Source organism: Stenotrophomonas rhizophila (assembly GCF_003651185.1).
GTDB lineage: Bacteria > Pseudomonadota > Gammaproteobacteria > Xanthomonadales > Xanthomonadaceae > Stenotrophomonas > Stenotrophomonas maltophilia_Z.
Window position 1 is genome coordinate 1,853,776 of sequence record NZ_RCDC01000004.1, and the last position, 17,996, is coordinate 1,871,771.

A 17,996-nucleotide genomic window follows, 5' to 3' on the forward strand; every position below is an offset into this window, starting at 1 on the left:
GTGCGGTAAGCAGGGGGAAGCCAAGCGTGGGGCGCTGGTCGGTGGGTCGGGCGCTGGGCGCCCATGCCCTTGGAGGCAAAATAAAGGAGGAGGGGGCGGCCGCAGGCCGACGCCGGGGGACATTTGCCGGAAAGGGCATGGGCGCCCAGCGCCCGACCCACCGACTACCGCTTTCGCCCGCTCAGTACGCAAATTCCTTGAACAGCGGATCGATGTTGCCGCCCCACTCGCCATGGAACAGCGCCAGCTTGCGATCGGCCGGGGTCAGCCCGGAATCGACGATCTCCTGCAGCACCTCCAGGAACTTGCTTTCGTCCTGACCATCGGCATTGCGCGCGGCGCGGCGCTTGAGGCCGGCCACGGCGATCTTCAACGCTTCGCGCGACAGATCCAGCACGGTGCCGTTGCGGAACGGCAGCTTCAACCCATGGCGCGGTACGCCATCGCGCAGGACGTTGCGCTCGACCAGGCTGAAATCACGGACCAGATCCCACGCGGCATCGAGCGCGGCATCGTCATACAGCAGGCCTACCCAGAACGCGGGCAGCGCGCACAGGCGGCTCCACGGGCCGGCATCGGCGCCGCGCATTTCCAGGTACTTCTTCAGGCGCACTTCCGGGAAGGCGGTGGTCATGTGATCGGACCAGTCGCGCAGCGTGGGCAGCTGGCCCGGCAGCACCGGCAGCTTGCCGACCATGAAATCGCGGAAGCTCTGGCCGCTGGCATCGTGGTACTTGCCCTCGCGGTAAGAGAAGTACATCGGCACATCGAGCAGGTAGTCGACATAACGCTCGTAACCGAAGCCGTCTTCGAAGACGAAGTCGAGCATGCCGGTGCGGTCGTTGTCGGTGTCGGTCCAGATGTGCGAGCGGTAGCTCTGGTAGCCGTTCGGCGCACCTTCGGTGAACGGCGAATCGGCAAACAGCGCGGTGGCGATCGGCTGCAGCGCCAGCGACACGCGGAACTTCTTCACCATGTCCGCTTCGGTGGCGTAATCCAGGTTGACCTGCACCGTGCAGGTGCGGGTCATCATGTCCAGGCCGAGCGTGCCGACCTTGGGCATGTACTCGCGCATGATCTTGTAGCGGCCCTTGGGCATCCACGGCATTTCATCGCGCGTCCACTTCGGCTGGAAGCCCATGCCAAGGAAGCCCAGCTGCAGTTCGCCAGCGACCTGCGCCACTTCATTGAGATGGGTGCCGGTTTCCACGCAGGTCTGGTGGATGGTCTCCACCGCCGCGCCGGACAACTCCAGCTGGCCGGCCGGTTCCAGGGTCACCGAGGCGTTGTCGCGCAGCAGCGCGATGGTGCGTCCGTCTTCCTGCACCGGATCCCAGCCGAAGCGGGTCAGGCCGTTGAGCAGCGCTTCGATGCCGCGGTCGCCGTCGAAGGTGGGCGGGCGCAGGTCATCCAGGCGGAAGCCGAACTTCTCGTGCTCGGTGCCGATGCGCCACTGCGCCTGGGGCTTTTCGCCGGAGGCCAACGTGGCGACCAGTTCATTACGGTCGGTGATCGGCGTCTCGGCGACGTGGCTGGGGCTCGACAAGGGGAGGCTCGCAGAATTCTGGTCAGGGCGGGGATGTGGGGTTCACGCCCCCGCATCGCAAGGGCGCACTATATCGTGGCGTCCCCTGCCGTCGTGTCACCGTGACGGTTTTCTGCATCCTACTGGCATGGGCTTGACGCTGCGCCGGCCCCGCCGCGGCTGCGAGTCATTCCGCCGTTGGCCGCCGCCAGCCCCTACACTGATTCGATGAGTCGATCCCGACATCCGGAAGTCCATCGCTCCGACCGCGTCGGTTGGCTGCGCGCCGCTGTGCTCGGCGCCAATGACGGCATTGTCTCGGTGGCCGGCCTGGTGGTCGGCATCGCTGCCAGCGGCGCCTCGGCTTCCACGATCCTGGCCACCGGCATCGCCGGGACCGTGGCCGGCGCGATGTCGATGGCGGCCGGCGAGTATGTCTCGGTGCAGTCCCAGGCCGATACCGAGCGGGCCGACCTGGCCGTGGAGAAGCGCGAACTGCACGACGACCCGCATAGCGAGCTGGAAGAGCTGGCCGCGATTTACCGCCATCGTGGGCTGAGTTCCGACCTGGCGCATGAAGTGGCCACCCAGCTCACCGCGCACGACGCGCTGGGAGCGCATGCCCGCGATGAGCTGGGCATCACCGAGGAGCTGCGGGCGCGCCCGATGCAGGCGGCCCTTGCCTCGGCCGGCGCCTTTGTCAGTGGCGCCGCGCTGCCGGTGCTGACCGCCCTGCTTGCACCGCATGCGCTGGTCGGCCAGGCCACCACCGTGGTGACGCTGTTGGGGCTGTGCCTGACCGGCACCCTGGCCGCGCATGCCGGCGGTGCCTCGCGCCTGCGTGGCGCGCTGCGCGTGACCTTCTGGGGCGCGATCGCGATGGCGGCGGCCGCCTTGGTCGGCCAGCTGTTCAACGTGGCAGGCTGAGTCATGTCCGCACCCATTGATACCACCACCTCGCTGCTGGCGACCCTGGCCAGCCTGGCCGACTGCCAGCGCGCGGATGGCTATGCGTGCATCACCGCACGCCGCGAGCATGGCGCCTCCTCCGTGGAGATTCCGCAGCCGCAGTTCGCGATCCTGCTGCAGGGGCGCAAGCAGGTGCGTACCGCGCAGCAATCGCTGGAATTCGCACCGGGCGATCTGTTTCTGATCACGCGCCGCTGCCGCATCGATGTGGTGAACATCCCCGATCCGCACAGCGGGGTGTACCTCAGCGCGATCGTGCCGATGTGCGCCGAGGCACTCACGGCCGCCCGGGCGCTGTGGAACGAGCCGCTGCCGCAGGCCGGTGATGCACTGGCCAGGCTGCCCCTGGCCGAGCATGGCGCAACCCTGCTGCAATGGCGGCAGGCGCTGGAACACGGCCACTACACCGAAGCACGCCTGGCCCTGGCCTCGCTGGCCTTGGCGTTCTGCCGGCGCGGGCACGGCAGCCTGCTGGTTCCCCCCGAACCCAGCGTGGGGGAGCGCATCCGCGATCTGATCGCTGCCCAGCCCGAGCGCGATTGGCAGTCACGCGATTTCGAAGCGCACCTCGGCCTCAGCGGTGCCACGCTGCGGCGGCGCCTGGCCAGCGAGCAGTCCAGCGTGCGCGAACTGATCACCGATGCGCGGCTCGCGCATGCGATGAGCCTGCTCTACACCACCCGGCTGCCGTTGAAGACCGTGGCCGCGCGCGTGGGCTACCGCTCGCTGGGCAGCTTCAACAAGCGCTTCGCCGAACGCTATGGGCTGGAACCAGCGGCGATCGGCAACAGCTGAGCGCGAGCGGATCGCGCGGCATTCTGAGCGGAACGCAGCAGACAGGACGCGCAGCATGGAGGCACCGCGGCGCAGCCGCCCTGTCCGGAACCTGTCATGCCCTTCCCCCGCGTTCGCACGCTCGCCTCCGCCGTGTTGCTGGCCGTTGTCGCCAGCCCCGCCTGGGCCACCACCACGCACACCCCGCGCGAGCAGGTACCCGGCGTGTATCACCAGACCATCGGCACGCTGCAGGTCACCGCGCTGTTCGATGGCACGGTCGCGCTGGGCCGGCAGGAACTGGTCGGGATTGCCCCCGGAGCAGTCACCCGCCTGCTTGATCACCGCTACGTCCCCGAGGATGGCAAGGGCCTGCAGACCGCGGTCAATGCCTACCTGGTGCAGCGGGGCGATCACCTGACCCTGGTCGATACCGGCACCGCGCAATGCTTCGGCCCCGGCCTGGGCCAGGTGCTGGGCAACCTGCGCAAGGCCGGCTACGACCCGGCGGATGTGGATGAAGTGGTGCTGACCCACGCGCACCCGGATCACCTGTGTGGCCTGCTGGATGCGCAGGAGAAGATCGCCTATCCGAATGCCACGGTGTGGCTGTCGGCCGCGGACGCGGCGTACTGGCTGGATCCGGCCAGCGAGGCAACCGCGCCGCAGGGTGTGCGCTTTGCCTTCGCCTTGGCGCGCAAGGCGGTGGCGCCGTATGAGGCGAGCGGGAAACTGAAGCGCTTTGCACCTGGCGACACATTGCCGGCGGGCATCACCGCATTGGACAGCCACGGCCATACGGTCGGCCATGTGTCTTACCGGATCGATGGTGGCACCGGCCAGCAGTTGCTGGTGTGGGGCGACATCGTGCATTTCCACGCGGTGCAGTTCGCGCAGCCGCAGGCCTCATTCGAAGCGGACAGCGACCGCGTGGCCGCGATCGCCAGCCGGCGCCGGATGATGGCGCAGGCCGCGGATCAGGGCTGGTGGGTAGCCGGCGCGCACCTGCCGTTCCCGGGGTTGGGGCATGTGCGCCGCGAGGGAGAGGCATTCGCCTGGGTGCCGGGCGAGTTCGCGCCGTTGCCGGCACGATGACAGCGGAATGGCGGCAGAGGGACGGCAAGGATCCGCCCGGATGGCGGCGACGGTAGATCCACGCATGGCGTGGATCTACGGGCGAGCGGTCAGCTCGCTTCCGGCGCCGGCTTGTTCAGGCCCAGCCAGCCGCCGATGATCCCACGGGCTTCATCCACGCCCTGGCGGGCGGGGCCGGAGAAGGTCTGCACGCTGACGGTATCGCCGAAGGAGGACTGCAGCTCCTTGCGCACCTTCTGCAGCGCGATGCCCTGCTGGCCACGGCCGAGCTTGTCGGCCTTGGTCAGCAGCGCGTGCGCCGGCAGGCCGCGCTGCACCGCATAGGCGAGCATCTGGCGGTCGTAGTCCCTCAGCGGGTGACGGATGTCCATCACCACCACCAGGCCACGCAGGGCCTCGCGGGTACGGAAGTACTGGTCGATGAAGGCCTGCCAGTGCGCCTGCAGGTCCAGCGGGACCTTGGCGTAGCCGTAACCGGGCAGATCGACCAGTTTGGCCTCCGGGGTGACCTCGAAGAACACCAGCTGCTGGGTGCGGCCGGGGGTCTTGGAGACCCGGGCCAGGCTGTTCTGGCGGGTCAGGGCGTTGAGGGCACTGGACTTGCCGGCGTTTGAGCGACCGGCAAAGGCGACTTCCGCGCCCACGTCCTCCGGCAATTGCCGGGTGTTGTGGGCCGAAAGCAGGTATTGGGCGCGTTCGAGGAGCAATGACATGGGCATAGGATCGCATGTCCGGGCCCGATCCGCGCTGTCTGCGCTCGGTTTTGCTGCACCCTGCGTTGACCGTGGCGGGAAACGGCGTTGATAATCGGGCGATCCCCGTGGTTGCGGTCCCGCAACCGCCAGGCCGGTCCACACGGAGCTTCCGCATGCGCCATGCTCGCGTTCTTGCCGTTTCCGCACTTGCTGTCTCGCTGCTCGCCGCCGTTGCCGTTGCCCAGACCTCGATCACCCCGTTGCCGGACAACGGGCCGATCAAGACCGCCTCGCTGGAGGTCGATTTCAGCAAAACCACCTGGGGCGATCCCAAGGCCGGGCAGACCAAGGCCGCGGCCTGCGCGGCCTGCCATTCGGCCGACGGCAACTCGACAGTGGAGATGTACCCGAGCATCGCCGGCCAGAGCGAACGCTACAGTGCCCAGCAGATGGCCCTGATCGCCAATGGCCAGCGCACCTCCGGGGCCTCGGCGGCGATGGTGCCGTTCGTGCAGGACCTCACTCCGCAGGACATGCGCGACATCGGCGCCTACTTCGCCACGCAGAAGGCCACGGCCGGCATCGCCGACGATGGTGCGGTGACCGAGGGCCCGTACGCCGGCAAGAAGTTCTACGAGATCGGCCAGCAGCTGTATCGCGGCGGCGACGCCGAGCGCGGCATCCCGGCCTGCATGGCGTGCCACGGCCCCACCGGCGCCGGCAACCCCGGCCCGGCCTACCCGCATATCAGTGGCCAGCACGCGGCGTATGTCGCACGGCGGCTGCAGGAGTACCAGGCCGGAACCACCCAGGAAACCGACAAGGCCCACTTCCAGATCATGGCCACGATCGCCAAGTCGTTGACCGAGCAGGAGATCCAGGCTTTGGCCAGCTACCTGCAGGGGCTGCACAACCGGGCAGATGACGTCGCCGCTGCGGCCACGCCGCTCGCCGGAGGCACGCAGGCACCACCGTAACGACCGCCCACGCCGCAGCGCATTCCCTTGGTCGGATGACGGATGCGGCCACCCCGGCCGGCGGGGTATGTTCACTGGCACGCCGGCGACTGGGCCGGCGTCGTTTTTTCTGTATGGAGATGGATGTAGATGACGTTGATGCCCCGCCTGATGTTGTTGCTGCTGGCCCTGAGCCCGTTGACCACCCTCGCCGCCACCCCGACACCGCTGGTGGAGGGCAAGGATTACGAACGGATCGCCGACGCCGGTCCGTTCGCGCCGCTGGCCGGCAAGATCGAAGTCGTGGAGATGTTCGGCTACACCTGCCCGCACTGCGCGCACTTCGAACCGCAGCTGGAAGCCTGGGCCGCCAAGCTGCCCAAGGATGTCCGCTTCACCCCGGTGCCGGCCGCTTTCGGGGGCGTGTGGGATTCGTTTGCCCGCGCCTACTACGCTGCCGACCAGCTGGGTGTGGCCAAGCGCAGCCACCGCGCGATGTTCGATGCCCTGCATGAGAAGGGATCGCTGCCGATGCAGAACGTCTCGCCGGATGAACTGGCCGCGTTCTACCAGGGCTTCGGCGTGGCCCCGGCGCAGTACATCACCGCGCTCAAGAGCGACGCCGTGGATGCCAAGGTCAAGGCCGCCCGTGCCTTCGCCCTGCGCACCAAGGTGCCCGGCACGCCGACGCTGATCGTCAATGGCGTGTACCTGGTCAAGGGCGACTCGTTCGAGTCGATGCTGCGCAACGCAGATGCCCTGATCGCCCGTGCGCGCAGCGGCAAGGCGCTCTAACAGCGCTCGCTGAACCATCACGCACCGTGCACGCGGGACGCTCGTTTCCGCGTGTCATCATGCTTCCCTGGCCGGTGCTCCCAGCATCGGCCCCACCATGCTCATCCGCTGGAGATGCTTCGATGAAGACCCGTTTCGCCATTACGCTCATGGCCCTGCTGCCGATCCTGGCTGCCTGCAAGGCCCAGGACGGTACCGCCAACACCACCGCCCCGGCTGAGCCGGCCGCACCGAGCAGCACCCCGGCCACCGAAACGGCCCCCCCGAGCGAGCAGGCCCCGGCCGCCAGCGGTGAAACTGCCGCCGCCGAGACCGCCGCTGCCGAAGCCACCACCCCGGCGCCGGCGCCGGCCTCGTCGCGCCCGACCGGCCCGGAGCCGGTTGCCGGCACCGACTATGTGGTGATCGAGAACGGCCAGCCGTTCCAGCCGGCCACCGGCAAGATCGAAGTCGCCGAAATCTTCGGTTACGTATGCCCGGCCTGCGCCGCGTTCCAGCCGCTGATCGGGCCGTGGAAGGCCGGTCTGCCGAGCGACGTCAATTTCGTCTACGTGCCGGCCATGTTCGGCGGTACCTGGGATGACTACGGCCGTGCGTTCTATGCCGCGCAGGCGATGGGCCTGCAGGAAAAGACCCACGAAGCCATGTACGCCGCGATCCATGCCGAGCAGAGCCTGAAGGGCGAGCGCGGCCGTGATTCGGTCGAGGACATCGCCAACTTCTACGGCAAGCACGGCGCCGACCCGAAGCAGTTCGCCGCGATGATGGGCAGCTTCGCCGTCAACGCCAAGACCAACTCGGCCAAGCAGTTCGCCCAGCGCAGCAAGATCTCCGGCACCCCGTCGGTGATCGTCAACGGCAAGTACCTGGTCAAGGGCAAGGGCTTCCCGGACATGCTGCGCATCGCCGATCACCTGATCGCGCGCGAACGCGCCGGCAAGGCCAACTGAGCCAGCGATAGCGAACCGTCGTGACCTTCCCCCACACGCGGACCCTGCGCCTGCTGACGGCCAACATCCAGGCCGGTTCGAGCACCCGCCGCTACAGTGACTACGTGACCCGCAGCTGGTCGCACGCACTGCCGGCCGGGCGCAAACGAACCAGCCTGGATGCCATCGCGCAGATGGCCCGCGAACACGACATCGTCGGCCTGCAGGAAGCCGACCCCGGCAGCCTGCGCTCGGGCTTCACCAACCAAACCCACTACCTCGCCGAGCGCGCGGGCTTCAATTACTGGAGCCACCAGCCCAACCGCCGCATGGGCGGGGTGGCCTCCAGCGCCAACGGCCTGCTCAGCAAGCTCGAGCCGGTCGAGGTCCAGGACCACGCCCTGCCCGGCCGGATCGGCGGGCGCGGCGTGCTGCTGGCCAAGTTCGGTGAAGGCAGCCAGGGCCTGGCGGTGGCGGTGGCGCATCTGTCGTTGGGGACCAATTCGCGCATGTCGCAATTGGCCTTTATTGCCGATCTGCTTGCCGACCACCCCAATGCCGTGCTGATGGGCGATTTCAACTGCCTGGCCGAACGCCCGGAAATGCAGGTGCTGTACCAGAAGACGACGCTGCAGCCGCCGGGCTGCGTGGTGCCGACCTTCCCCAGCTGGCGCCCGGACCGGGCGATCGACCACATCCTGCTCAGCGACGGCCTGCAGCAACGCAGTGCCGAAGCCGTACCGGCCGCGTTCTCCGATCACCTCGCCCTGGCGATGTCGATCGACGTGCCCAGCAGCGCGCTGCGCTGACGCAGGTATACCCGCCGCCCTTGCGCGGCGGGGCTGATGGCGGTGTAAACAGGCTGTCCACAGCGCCTGTGCGATAAATCCCGCCGTCTGCCGCTCCGGCACCGGGAGTATCCCCCACCCCATGAGTACCGTGGAGCCGCCTCTGCCCGAGGTGCGCACGCTTCGACCCGTGTTCCTGCTTGCCGCCACGATCGTGGCGGCATTCGCCATTCTGGTCACCGTGTTTCCCATCGATGCCGGCGTGATGCTGCTCGATGCCCAGACCTGGGCCTCGCGCAATGTCGGCTGGTATTACCTGCTGGCGATGACCGTGTACCTGGTGTTCGTGGTCGGCGTGGCGCTGTCCGGCTATGGCAACGTCAAGCTGGGCGCGGACCATGACGAGCCGGAGTTCAGCTATCTGTCCTGGGCCGGCATGTTGTTCGCCGCCGGCATCAGCATCACCCTGTTCTTCTTCTGCGTCTCCGAGCCGCTGACCCACTACCTGTTGCCGCCGCAGGGCGGCACCGGCAGCGGCGAGGCCAGCGCGCGCCAAGCGATGCAGCTGCTGTTCCTGCATTGGGGCCTGCACGGCTGGGGCGTGTTCGCGCTGGCCGCGATGGCGCTGGCCTACTTCGCCTACCGCCACAACCTGCCCCTGGCGCTGCGCTCGGCGCTGTATCCATTGATCGGCAAGCGCATCAACGGGCCGATCGGCTACACCGTGGATGCCCTGGGCATCGTGGCCACCGTGTTCGGCCTCGGCGCGGACATGGGCTTTGGCGTGCTGCATCTCAACGCCGGCCTGAACACTTTGTTCCCGGTGCCGCACGCCGCCTGGGTGCAGGTCGGGCTGATCGTGCTGATGATGGGCGCGGCGATCACCGTGGCCGTGTCCGGGGTGGAAAAGGGCGTGCGCTGGATGTCCAACATCAACATGCTGCTGGCGATCTCGCTGCTGCTGTTCATGCTGTTCGCCGGCCCCACCCAGTACCTGCTCAATGCCTTCATGCAGAACATGGGCGACTACCTGGGCAACGTGGTCGGCAAGAGCTTCGATGTGTACGCCTACGGCGGGCGCCCGGACTGGCTGGGCAACTGGACGGTGTTCTACTGGGCCTGGTGGATCGGCTGGGCGCCGTTCGTAGGCTTGTTCATCGCGCGCATCTCGCGCGGCCGCACCATCCGCGAGTTCGTGCTCGGCGTGCTGCTGATCCCGCTGGGCTTCACCCTGGCCTGGCTGTCGATCTTCGGCAACAGCGCGCTGGATCAGATTCTGCACCACGACCAGGTGCACCTGGCGCAGATGGCGGTGGAGAACCCACCGACCGTGTTGTACGCGCTGCTGGAAAGCTACCCGTGGAGCCGCACCGTCATCGCGGTCACGGTGATCGTCAGCTTCATCTTCTTCGTCACCTCGGCCGATTCCGGCACGGTGGTGCTGTCCACGCTGTCCTCGCAGGGCGGCAATCCGGAAGACGACGGTCCGCGCTGGCTGCGTGTGTTCTGGGGCGTGATGACCGGTCTGGTCACCGCCGGGCTGCTGCTGGCCGGCAGCATGGATGCGCTCAAATCCGCGGTGGTGCTGGCCTCGTTGCCGTTCTCGGTGGTGTTGCTGCTGATGCTGTGGGGCTTGACCCGTGCACTGGGCGAAGAGTCGCAGCGCAAGAAGGCCTCGCAGTACTCGCCGATCCCGTTGATCGGGCAATCGCGGCATCAGCGCGGCTGGCGCCAGCGCATCACCCAGGCGGTGCATTTCCCGGTCCGCGACGAGGTGTACCGGTTCATGGATACCGATGTGAAGCCGGCGATCGAAGCCGTCGCGGCGCAGCTGCTCGAACAGGGCCTGGATGTGCAGACGAAGTTCGAGCCGGGTCACATGGAGCTGCTGGTGGACCATGGCGAACAACAGGTCTTCACCTACCAGGTGATCATGCGCGGCTACCTCACGCCTTCGTTCGCCGCGCAGCGCTTCCGCAACCAGCGTTACTACCGCGCCGAAGTGCACCTCTATGAAGGTGGACAGGACTACGAGCTGTTCGGCTACAGCCGCCAGCAGATCATCAACGACATCATCGATCAGTACGAGCGTCACCTGCAGTTCCTGCATCTCACGCGTTGACGCACTGATCTCCCGCTGCAAAGGAGTCATCGACATGCCTACCCTCCCCGACCAGCTGCTGTACATCGGCGGCCGCTACGTTCCCTCCCAGGGCGGAAAGACCTTCCAGGTCATCAACCCGGCCAACGGCGAGCTGCTCGCCAATGTCCACAGCGCCAACAGCGACGATCTCGACGCTGCCGTGGAGAGCGCCCAGGCCGGCCAGAAAGTGTGGGCCGCGCTGACCACCGTGGAACGCTCGCGCATCCTGCTGCGGGCGGTGGCACTGCTGCGCGAGCGCAACGATCCGCTGGCCGAGCTGGAATCGCGCAACACCGGCAAGGCCCTGAGCGAAACGCTCAGTGTGGACGTGGTCACCGGCGCGGACGTGCTGGAGTACTACGCCGGCGTCATGCACGGTCTCGAAGGCAGCCAGGTGCCGCTGCGCGAGGCGAGCTTCTTCTACACCCGGCAGGAGCCGTTGGGCGTGGTCGGCGCGATCGGCGCTTGGAACTACCCGATCCAGATCGCGCTGTGGAAGGCCGCCCCGGCGCTGGCCGCCGGCAACGCAATGATCTTCAAGCCCAGCGAAGTGACGCCGTTGACCGCGCTGAAGCTGGCGGAGATCTTCACCGAGGCCGGTCTGCCCGATGGCGTGTTCAACGTGTTGCCCGGCGATGGTGCCGGCGTCGGTTCGGCCCTGACCGAGCACCCGCTGATCGAGAAGATCTCCTTCACCGGCGGCACCGCGACCGGCCGCAAGGTGATGGCCAGTGCCTCCAGCTCCACGCTCAAGGACGTCACCATGGAGCTGGGCGGCAAGTCGCCACTGATCATCTGCGCGGACGCCGATCTGGACCTGGCCGCCGACGTGGCGATGATGGCCAACTTCTACAGCTCCGGCCAGGTGTGCACCAACGGTACCCGCGTGTTCGTTCCGCGCAGCGCGCTGGCCGCGTTCGAAGCCAAGCTGCTGGAACGGGTCCAGCGCATCCGCATCGGCGACCCACTGGCCAAGGACACCAACTTCGGCCCGCTGGTCAGCGCCGCCCACATGCAGCGCGTGCTGGAGCACATCGGCAGCGGCAAGGCCGAGGGTGCACGGCTGGTCTGCGGCGGCGAACGGTTGACCGACGGCGCGTTGGGCAAAGGCTGCTATGTGGCACCGACCATCTTCAGCGATTGCCGCGATGACATGCGCATCGTGCGCGAAGAGATCTTCGGGCCGGTGATGAGCCTGCTCGCCTATGACGACGAAGACGAAGCCGTGCGCCGCGCCAACGACACCGATTACGGTCTCGCCGCCGGTGTGGTGACGCCGGACCTGGCGCGCGCGCATCGGGTGATCCACCAGCTCGAGGCCGGCATCTGCTGGGTCAACAGCTGGGGCGAATCGCCGGCGCAGATGCCGGTGGGCGGCTACAAGCAATCCGGCGTCGGCCGCGAAAACGGGCTGGCCACGCTGCGCGCCTACACCCGCACCAAATCCATCCAGATCGAGCTGGACCGCTACGCGTCGGTGTTCTGAGCCGGCCTTACCAGGAGACACCGCGATGAAGCGCGAATACGACTACATCATCATCGGCGCCGGGTCGGCCGGCAACACGCTGGCCGCGCGCCTGACCGAAGACGCCGGGGTCAGCGTGCTGCTGCTGGAAGCCGGTGGGCCGGACTACCGGATGGATTTCCGCACCCAGATGCCGGCCGCACTGGCTTATCCGCTGCAGGGCCGCCGCTACAACTGGGCGTATGAAACCGAGCCGGAGCCCTACATGGACAACCGGCGCATGGAGTGCGGCCGCGGCAAGGGCCTGGGCGGTTCCTCGCTGATCAACGGCATGTGCTACATCCGCGGCAACGCGATGGACTTCGACCAGTGGGCCAGCTTCGACGGCCTGGAGGACTGGAGCTACCACGACGTGCTGCCGTACTTCCGCAAGGCGGAAACGCGCGACATCGGGGCCAACGATTACCACGGCGGCGACGGGCCGGTCAGCGTGGCCACGCCGAAGAACGGCAACAACGTGCTGTTCCACGCGATGGTCGAGGCCGGTGTGCAGGCTGGCTACCCGCGTACCGATGACCTCAACGGCTACCAGCAGGAAGGCTTCGGCCCGATGGACCGCACGGTGACCCCGCGCGGACGCCGCTCCAGTACCGCACGCGGCTATCTGGACATGGCCAAGGACCGTGAGGGACTGGAGATCGTGGTGCACGCCACCACCGACCGCATCCTGTTCGCCGGCAAGCGCGCGGTGGGCGTGCGCTACCTGGCCGGCAGCAGCGCCGAGCCGATTGACGCCACCGCCCGCCGCGAGGTGCTGCTGTGTGCCGGTGCGATCGCCTCGCCGCAGATCCTGCAGCGCTCCGGCGTGGGCGCGCCGGCATTGCTGGCCGCCCTTGGGGTGCCGCTGGTGCACGACCTGCCCGGCGTCGGCGAGAACCTGCAGGATCACCTGGAGGTGTACATGCAGTACGCCTGCAAGAAGCCGGTCTCGCTGTACCCGGCGCTGCAGTGGTGGAACCAGCCGGCGATCGGTGCGGAATGGCTGTTCGCCGGCACCGGCATCGGTGCCAGCAACCAGTTCGAAGCCGGTGGTTTCATCCGCACCCGCGAGGAGTTCGACTGGCCCAACATCCAGTACCACTTCCTGCCGGTGGCCATCAATTACAACGGCACCAATGCGGTCAAGGAACACGGCTTCCAGGCGCATGTGGGCTCGATGCGCACGCCCAGCCGCGGCCACGTGCATGCCAAGTCGCTGGACCCGCGTGAGCATCCCTCGATCCTGTTCAACTACCAGTCCACCGACCAGGACTGGCAGGAGTTCCGCGATGCGATCCGCATCACCCGCGAGATCATCGCCCAGCCCGCCCTGGACGAATACCGCGGGCGCGAAATCAGCCCGAGTGCCGAGTGCCAGAGCGATGCCGAACTGGATGCCTTCGTGCGCGCCCATGCGGAGACCGCGTATCACCCGTCGTGCTCGTGCGCGATGGGCACCGATGCGATGAGCGTGGTGGATGGCCAGGGCCGCGTGCATGGCATGGAAAGCCTGCGTGTGGTCGATGCCTCGATCATGCCGCGGATCATCACCGGCAACCTCAACGCCACTACGATCATGATCGCCGAGAAGATCGCCGACCGGATCCGCGGGCGTGCACCGCTGCCGCGCAGCACGGCGGCCTATTACGTGGCCGGGGACGCACCGGCCAGGCGCTGAGGGCATTACGCCGGCGCACCCGGCAACGGCACCACCACCCGCTTCGCCGTCAACGTGCTCCCTACCGAGGCCACCACGGTGCAGCCGATCGCCGCCCATTGCAGCGTGGTCAGGTGCTCGGCCAGCAGCCCCATCGCCAGCAGCGCCGCGACGGCCGGCTCCATGCTGATCAGGATGCCGAAGGTCTCCTTCGGCAGCCGCTTGAGCGCCATCATCTCCAGCGACATCGGGATCGCGCTGGAGACGATCGCCACGCCGAGGCCGAACAGCAGGATCTTCGGATCCAGCAGTGCCATGCCCGCGTGCGCCACGCCCACCGGCACCACCACCAGCGCCGCCGCGCACAGCCCCAGCGAGACCGTGTGCCCGGCCGGCAGATGCCCGGCGCGCTTGCCGAAGATGATGTACATCGCCCAGCACACCGCCGCGCCCAGCGCGAACATCACCCCGACCGGGTCCAGTGGCTCACCATGGCCCAGCGGCAGCAGCAGCAACAGCCCGACCAGCGCGCAGCCGACCCAGACGAAATCGACCGGCCGCCGCGAGGACCACATCGCCACCGCCAACGGCCCGCAGAATTCGATCGCCACCGCGATGCCGAACGGAATCGTGCGCAGCGCCATGTAGAACAGCAGGTTCATCACCCCGAGCGTGATGCCGTAACGGACGATCGCCCCGGCATCGGCGCGCGAGGTGGTCCAGCGCCACGGCCGGAACACCATCAGCAGCACCAGCGCCGAGAAACCCACGCGCAGCGCGCTGGTGCCCTGCGCACCGATCAGCGGGAACAGCTGTTTGGCATACGAGGTGCCCACGGCCAAGGAGGTGACCGAGCCGAGCACGGCAAGGGCGGGGAAGAAGCTGGAGAGGCGGGAGGTCGACATCCGCACAGGATATTGCGCAACGGCCGAAGGAGATGCTCAATTGCAGGGGCCTTCCTGCATGTTTCACTCACCATGTCCGCCTTCCCCTACCCCCCTGACAGCTTCGACCGCGCCATCCTGGCGATCCTGCAGCGCGACAACGCCACCCCACAGCGCGAGATCGCCGAGGCGGTGAGCCTCTCTGCCCCGGCGGTGCAGCGACGGATCAAGCGCCTGGAAGAGACCGGCATCATCCGTGGCAACGTCGCCGTGCTGGACCAGGCCCGGCTGGGCCGGCCGCTGACGATCATGGTCGAGGTCCGGGTCGCCAGCGAGCAACCACATCGGGTCGCGCCGTTCCGTCGCCGCGTGCAGGAGGACCCCGCCGTGCAGCAGTGCTACGCGATCACTGGCGACGCCGATTTCCTGCTGATCCTGACCGCCACCTCGATGGAAGAATACGAAGCGATCAGCGAGCGGCTGTTCGGCAACGACGACAACATCGAGCGCTTCCGCACCGCGGTGGCGCTGAGTACGCTCAAGCGCAGCCTGGCGGTTCCCCTCGCCGAGTGATCCGGGTCAGCGCGTGGCCGCCAGCGCGGCATCGAACAACGCCGTCGCTTCCGTGATCGCGGCCCCGTGGGTGGCCTGCTTGTCCGCCACCACCTGGCAGAGTGCACCGACGCGGGTCTGGCCCAGGGCGGTGCAGCTGGACAGGAAGTCGTAGTGCCCGACCGCGGGCAAGGTGGTCAGCCTCGCCTTCGGCAGTCCTGCGGCCGCGATGTCGCTGTTGGTGGCCGGTGAGGCCACCGTGTCGGCCGCACCGACGATGATCGATACCGGCTGGCTCACCTTCTCCAGTTCCTCCGGGGCGAAGGCCTGCACCATGGCCGGCGCGATCAGCACTACCGCACGTACCCCGGCAATGGCGCGGTCCTCACCGGCCTTGGCCACCCACGGGGCCAGTTCCGGTGTCGCCGCGGCGGTCATCCGACGCGCCAGGGTCAGTGACGGAGTCTCGGCCTGCGGCGCGCAGACGCCGTCGTCAGGATGCGCGCGGCAGAACGCCAGCAGCCGCTGCAGATCCGGGCGTGCGCCCGCGGCAACCAAGGCAGTGAACCCGCCAGCCGAATAGCCCGCGATGCCCAACCGCGTGGCATCGATCTCCGCCGCCAGCGCGGGGTCGGCCTGCACGGCAGCCAGCGCGGCAGCCAGGTCATCCACACGGTTCCACATCAGGATGCTGCCGGCCTCGGTCATCGGGTCCACCCCGTTGTTGCCGGGATGATCCACCGCGATCACCACATATCCGGCCCGCGCCATCGCGGTACCGAACCAGCCCATCATCCGTGCGCTGCCGCCGTTGCCGTGCGAGAGCAGCAGCACCGGCCAGCGTCCGTTGGCGATGGCGGCATCGGCGGCGGCCGTGCCCACCTCGAACAACGGCGCATCGGGCGGGCCGATCGTCAGCGCGGTTTCCTGCGCCCCGGGCTGTGCCGGGTACCACACGGTGTAGCGCACGCTGTCGCGGTGGTCGGCATCGCGCACGGCCGCACTGGGCGTATGTGCAACGCCGTGCCGCTCGCCGACGGGCGGCACGGCCCCAGCGGCAAACAGGGGCAGGCAGAGCGCCAGCAGCGCGGCACAACAACGGGCGGTCATTCGCATGGGTCACTCTCCTTGGGGTGCAACGTGTCGGCCAGCGGCAGCCAGATCTCCACACCGCCGTGGCCACTGCGGTCATCGAAGCGCGTGTCGTAGCGCTCCAGGTCCGGTGCGTCGGCCAGGGTCAGGCCGGACGCCGGCAGATAGTCATTCAACAACCAGAACCAGGTGGAGCGGATCGCGGAAATGTGCGCGGCATGCCAGGCCACCAGGTACTCGCGGGGCGCGATCGATATCGCCTGGCAGCCGGCGGGCACGGGCGCGGATGCACTGATCTCCACGCCGGCGATGTAGTCAAAGCCACCATCAACGTCATTGTTGCCGCACACACCAAAGGCGATCTCCGCGCCCAGCCCATGCGCCTCGTCCAGGCGCTGCCATTGCGAAGGAATCGATGCGACGATCGCGGCGGTGTGGCGCGCACCGATCCCGGCCACGCGCAGTGCGCCACGGTGCACGCGATGCGGTTCGATCATGCAGGGTGTCGAGGAGTCGATCAGTTTCAATGCCTCGACCAGCACCACTCCGCCCAGCCCCTGCTCCCGCACCTGCTCGGGCGATCGCCCAAACTGCTCGGAGAATGCGCGGGTAAAGGCTGCATGCGAGGCGTAACCAGCAGCGATGGCCACCTCCAGGATGCCATCAGCCCCGGCCGCCAACTGATATGCGGCGTGGGTCAGCCGGCGGCCACGCAGATAGCGCACCACCGAGGTGCCGGTGCTGAGCTGGAACAGCCGCGAGAGATGGAACGGCGACACCCCCACCACGCGGGCGATATCGGCCAGCGACGGGTTTTCAGCGAAGTGGCTTTCGATGTACCACAGGGCCCTGCGTGCCGCACCCATACCGCCAGATCCATGCCGATGAACGGGACCGCAGCGTAACCCAGCGCGCGCTACGCCATTTGATCGTTCTTGCTGTCCGCGGCAACGCGCCGCGCGTGTTGTCTCAGCCCCTCACCGCCGCTTCGATGGCCGCCACGTCGATCCTGCGCATGGTCATCATCGCCTCGAACGCGCGCCGGGCCACGGCGGGGTCCTTGCTGGTCACCGCGTCGGTCAGTACCCGCGGCGTGATCTGCCAGGACAGACCCCATTTATCGCGACACCAGCCACACGCACTTTCCTCGCCATCGTTGCCGACGATCGCAGCCCACAACCGGTCCGTTTCGGCCTGGTCATCGGTGGCGATCTGGAAGGAGAATGCTTCGCTGTGTTTGAACGCCGGCCCGCCGTTGAGCCCGATGCAGGGGATGCCGGCGACGGTGAAATCGACGGTGAGCACATCGCCCTGTTTGCCGGAGGGAAAATCGCTCGGCGCGTGGTGCACCGCGTGCACCGCACTGTCAGGGAAGGTGGCGGCGTAGAAGCTGGCGGCGTCCAGCGCGGTACCGTCGAACCAGAGGCAGATCGTGTTCTTGCTGACCATGGGCGTCTCCTGGAGCAGAGGATGGATTGCGCCCGCTTACGGTAGGCGCGCCGGTGTTAAGCCTGCGCGCGGGTGCCGCGTGGGTGTGCCGTGGATAGCGACGGCCCATGCTGCTCGCCCCCGCGTGCTGACCCCCGCCAAGATGAATACGCAGATACCCTGCCCACCATCATCGGGATCGATGAGATC

Annotated in this window: 17 protein-coding genes; 11 read left to right on the forward strand and 6 right to left on the reverse strand. The window is 67.7% G+C overall.

The window, feature by feature from the left end:
- Nucleotides 1–181 precede the first annotated feature (181 nt).
- The gene (locus BCL79_RS08230) at nucleotides 182–1,546 is read right to left on the reverse strand and encodes a glutamate--cysteine ligase (RefSeq protein ID WP_121039770.1); all 1,365 of its coding nucleotides are present in this window, start codon (nucleotides 1,544–1,546) and stop codon (nucleotides 182–184) included.
- Nucleotides 1,547–1,753: 207 nt separating this feature from the next.
- On the opposite strand from BCL79_RS08230, the gene BCL79_RS08235 reads away from it, so the two are divergent.
- The 3 genes from BCL79_RS08235 to BCL79_RS08245 all read left to right on the forward strand — a co-directional run bounded on the left by BCL79_RS08235 (nucleotide 1,754) and on the right by BCL79_RS08245 (nucleotide 4,363).
- Nucleotides 1,754–2,452, forward strand: coding sequence for a VIT1/CCC1 transporter family protein (locus tag BCL79_RS08235; RefSeq protein WP_121039772.1), 699 nt, complete (start codon nucleotides 1,754–1,756; stop codon nucleotides 2,450–2,452).
- A 3-nt stretch (nucleotides 2,453–2,455) separates the two neighbouring features.
- The gene (locus BCL79_RS08240) at nucleotides 2,456–3,289 is read left to right on the forward strand and encodes a helix-turn-helix transcriptional regulator (RefSeq protein ID WP_121039775.1); all 834 of its coding nucleotides are present in this window, start codon (nucleotides 2,456–2,458) and stop codon (nucleotides 3,287–3,289) included.
- 96 nt (nucleotides 3,290–3,385) lie between these two features.
- Nucleotides 3,386–4,363, forward strand: a complete 978-nt coding sequence (locus tag BCL79_RS08245; protein WP_121039778.1) for an MBL fold metallo-hydrolase — start codon at nucleotides 3,386–3,388, stop codon at nucleotides 4,361–4,363.
- A gap of 89 nt (nucleotides 4,364–4,452) precedes the next feature.
- On the opposite strand, the gene yihA is transcribed toward BCL79_RS08245, so the two are convergent.
- Nucleotides 4,453–5,076, reverse strand: a complete 624-nt coding sequence (gene yihA / locus BCL79_RS08250; protein ID WP_121039780.1) for a ribosome biogenesis GTP-binding protein YihA/YsxC — start codon at nucleotides 5,074–5,076, stop codon at nucleotides 4,453–4,455.
- 155 nt (nucleotides 5,077–5,231) lie between these two features.
- Here yihA and BCL79_RS08255 point away from each other — a divergent pair, with 155 nt between their 5' ends.
- The 7 genes from BCL79_RS08255 to betA all read left to right on the forward strand — a co-directional run bounded on the left by BCL79_RS08255 (nucleotide 5,232) and on the right by betA (nucleotide 13,851).
- A complete protein-coding gene (locus BCL79_RS08255; RefSeq protein ID WP_121039783.1) occupies nucleotides 5,232–6,035 on the forward strand; it encodes a c-type cytochrome in 804 nt (267 codons plus the stop codon).
- Nucleotides 6,036–6,164: 129 nt separating this feature from the next.
- Nucleotides 6,165–6,809, forward strand: coding sequence for a thiol:disulfide interchange protein DsbA/DsbL (locus tag BCL79_RS08260; RefSeq protein ID WP_121039786.1), 645 nt, complete (start codon nucleotides 6,165–6,167; stop codon nucleotides 6,807–6,809).
- Between the two features lie 122 nt (nucleotides 6,810–6,931).
- Nucleotides 6,932–7,759, forward strand: a complete 828-nt coding sequence (locus tag BCL79_RS08265) for a thiol:disulfide interchange protein DsbA/DsbL (protein WP_121039789.1) — start codon at nucleotides 6,932–6,934, stop codon at nucleotides 7,757–7,759.
- Nucleotides 7,760–7,809: 50 nt separating this feature from the next.
- Nucleotides 7,810–8,547 carry an endonuclease/exonuclease/phosphatase family protein gene (locus BCL79_RS08270; RefSeq protein WP_183073759.1) on the forward strand — a complete coding sequence of 246 codons (738 nt, stop codon included), beginning with the start codon at nucleotides 7,810–7,812 and terminating at the stop codon, nucleotides 8,545–8,547.
- A gap of 121 nt (nucleotides 8,548–8,668) precedes the next feature.
- The gene (gene betT, locus BCL79_RS08275; RefSeq protein ID WP_121039795.1) at nucleotides 8,669–10,648 is read left to right on the forward strand and encodes a choline BCCT transporter BetT; all 1,980 of its coding nucleotides are present in this window, start codon (nucleotides 8,669–8,671) and stop codon (nucleotides 10,646–10,648) included.
- Between the two features lie 34 nt (nucleotides 10,649–10,682).
- The gene (gene betB / locus BCL79_RS08280; RefSeq protein WP_121039798.1) at nucleotides 10,683–12,155 is read left to right on the forward strand and encodes a betaine-aldehyde dehydrogenase; all 1,473 of its coding nucleotides are present in this window, start codon (nucleotides 10,683–10,685) and stop codon (nucleotides 12,153–12,155) included.
- A 25-nt stretch (nucleotides 12,156–12,180) separates the two neighbouring features.
- Nucleotides 12,181–13,851 carry a choline dehydrogenase gene (gene betA / locus BCL79_RS08285; RefSeq protein WP_121039801.1) on the forward strand — a complete coding sequence of 557 codons (1,671 nt, stop codon included), beginning with the start codon at nucleotides 12,181–12,183 and terminating at the stop codon, nucleotides 13,849–13,851.
- 5 nt (nucleotides 13,852–13,856) lie between these two features.
- On the opposite strand, the gene BCL79_RS08290 is transcribed toward betA, so the two are convergent.
- Complete coding sequence (locus BCL79_RS08290; RefSeq protein ID WP_088432509.1) at nucleotides 13,857–14,735, reverse strand: EamA family transporter; 879 nt, start codon at nucleotides 14,733–14,735, stop codon at nucleotides 13,857–13,859.
- 72 nt (nucleotides 14,736–14,807) lie between these two features.
- On the opposite strand from BCL79_RS08290, the gene BCL79_RS08295 reads away from it, so the two are divergent.
- Nucleotides 14,808–15,287, forward strand: coding sequence for an Lrp/AsnC family transcriptional regulator (locus tag BCL79_RS08295; protein ID WP_121039804.1), 480 nt, complete (start codon nucleotides 14,808–14,810; stop codon nucleotides 15,285–15,287).
- Nucleotides 15,288–15,293: 6 nt separating this feature from the next.
- Here BCL79_RS08295 and BCL79_RS08300 read toward each other — a convergent pair whose 3' ends face one another.
- From BCL79_RS08300 to BCL79_RS08310, 3 genes are all read right to left on the reverse strand, one after another.
- Nucleotides 15,294–16,382, reverse strand: a complete 1,089-nt coding sequence (locus tag BCL79_RS08300; protein WP_259462120.1) for an alpha/beta hydrolase family protein — start codon at nucleotides 16,380–16,382, stop codon at nucleotides 15,294–15,296.
- Nucleotides 16,373–17,224: an AraC family transcriptional regulator gene (locus tag BCL79_RS08305; protein WP_121039807.1), complete on the reverse strand. Its 852-nt coding sequence runs from the start codon at nucleotides 17,222–17,224 to the stop codon at nucleotides 16,373–16,375. Before BCL79_RS08305 ends, BCL79_RS08300 begins: the two co-directional genes overlap by 10 nt.
- 103 nt (nucleotides 17,225–17,327) lie before the next feature.
- On the reverse strand, nucleotides 17,328–17,807 hold the full coding sequence (locus BCL79_RS08310) for a VOC family protein (RefSeq protein ID WP_121039810.1): 480 nt from the start codon (nucleotides 17,805–17,807) through the stop codon (nucleotides 17,328–17,330).
- Nucleotides 17,808–17,996: the final 189 nt, after the last annotated feature.

Excerpts from the sequence above, each read along its gene's own strand:
- BCL79_RS08235 (WP_121039772.1), top strand. The coding sequence starts at position 1,754 with ATGAGTCGATCCCGACATCCGGAAGTCCATCGCTCCGACCGCGTCGGT.
- BCL79_RS08240 (WP_121039775.1), top strand. The coding sequence starts at position 2,456 with ATGTCCGCACCCATTGATACCACCACCTCGCTGCTGGCGACCCTGGCC.
- BCL79_RS08245 (WP_121039778.1), top strand. The coding sequence starts at position 3,386 with ATGCCCTTCCCCCGCGTTCGCACGCTCGCCTCCGCCGTGTTGCTGGCC.
- yihA (WP_121039780.1), bottom strand. The coding sequence starts at position 5,076 with ATGTCATTGCTCCTCGAACGCGCCCAATACCTGCTTTCGGCCCACAAC.
- BCL79_RS08255 (WP_121039783.1), top strand. The coding sequence starts at position 5,232 with ATGCGCCATGCTCGCGTTCTTGCCGTTTCCGCACTTGCTGTCTCGCTG.
- BCL79_RS08260 (WP_121039786.1), top strand. The coding sequence starts at position 6,165 with ATGACGTTGATGCCCCGCCTGATGTTGTTGCTGCTGGCCCTGAGCCCG.
- BCL79_RS08265 (WP_121039789.1), top strand. The coding sequence starts at position 6,932 with ATGAAGACCCGTTTCGCCATTACGCTCATGGCCCTGCTGCCGATCCTG.
- betT (WP_121039795.1), top strand. The coding sequence starts at position 8,669 with ATGAGTACCGTGGAGCCGCCTCTGCCCGAGGTGCGCACGCTTCGACCC.
- betB (WP_121039798.1), top strand. The coding sequence starts at position 10,683 with ATGCCTACCCTCCCCGACCAGCTGCTGTACATCGGCGGCCGCTACGTT.
- betA (WP_121039801.1), top strand. The coding sequence starts at position 12,181 with ATGAAGCGCGAATACGACTACATCATCATCGGCGCCGGGTCGGCCGGC.
- BCL79_RS08290 (WP_088432509.1), bottom strand. The coding sequence starts at position 14,735 with ATGTCGACCTCCCGCCTCTCCAGCTTCTTCCCCGCCCTTGCCGTGCTC.
- BCL79_RS08295 (WP_121039804.1), top strand. The coding sequence starts at position 14,808 with ATGTCCGCCTTCCCCTACCCCCCTGACAGCTTCGACCGCGCCATCCTG.
- BCL79_RS08300 (WP_259462120.1), bottom strand. The coding sequence starts at position 16,382 with ATGCGAATGACCGCCCGTTGTTGTGCCGCGCTGCTGGCGCTCTGCCTG.
- BCL79_RS08305 (WP_121039807.1), bottom strand. The coding sequence starts at position 17,224 with ATGGGTGCGGCACGCAGGGCCCTGTGGTACATCGAAAGCCACTTCGCT.
- BCL79_RS08310 (WP_121039810.1), bottom strand. The coding sequence starts at position 17,807 with ATGGTCAGCAAGAACACGATCTGCCTCTGGTTCGACGGTACCGCGCTG.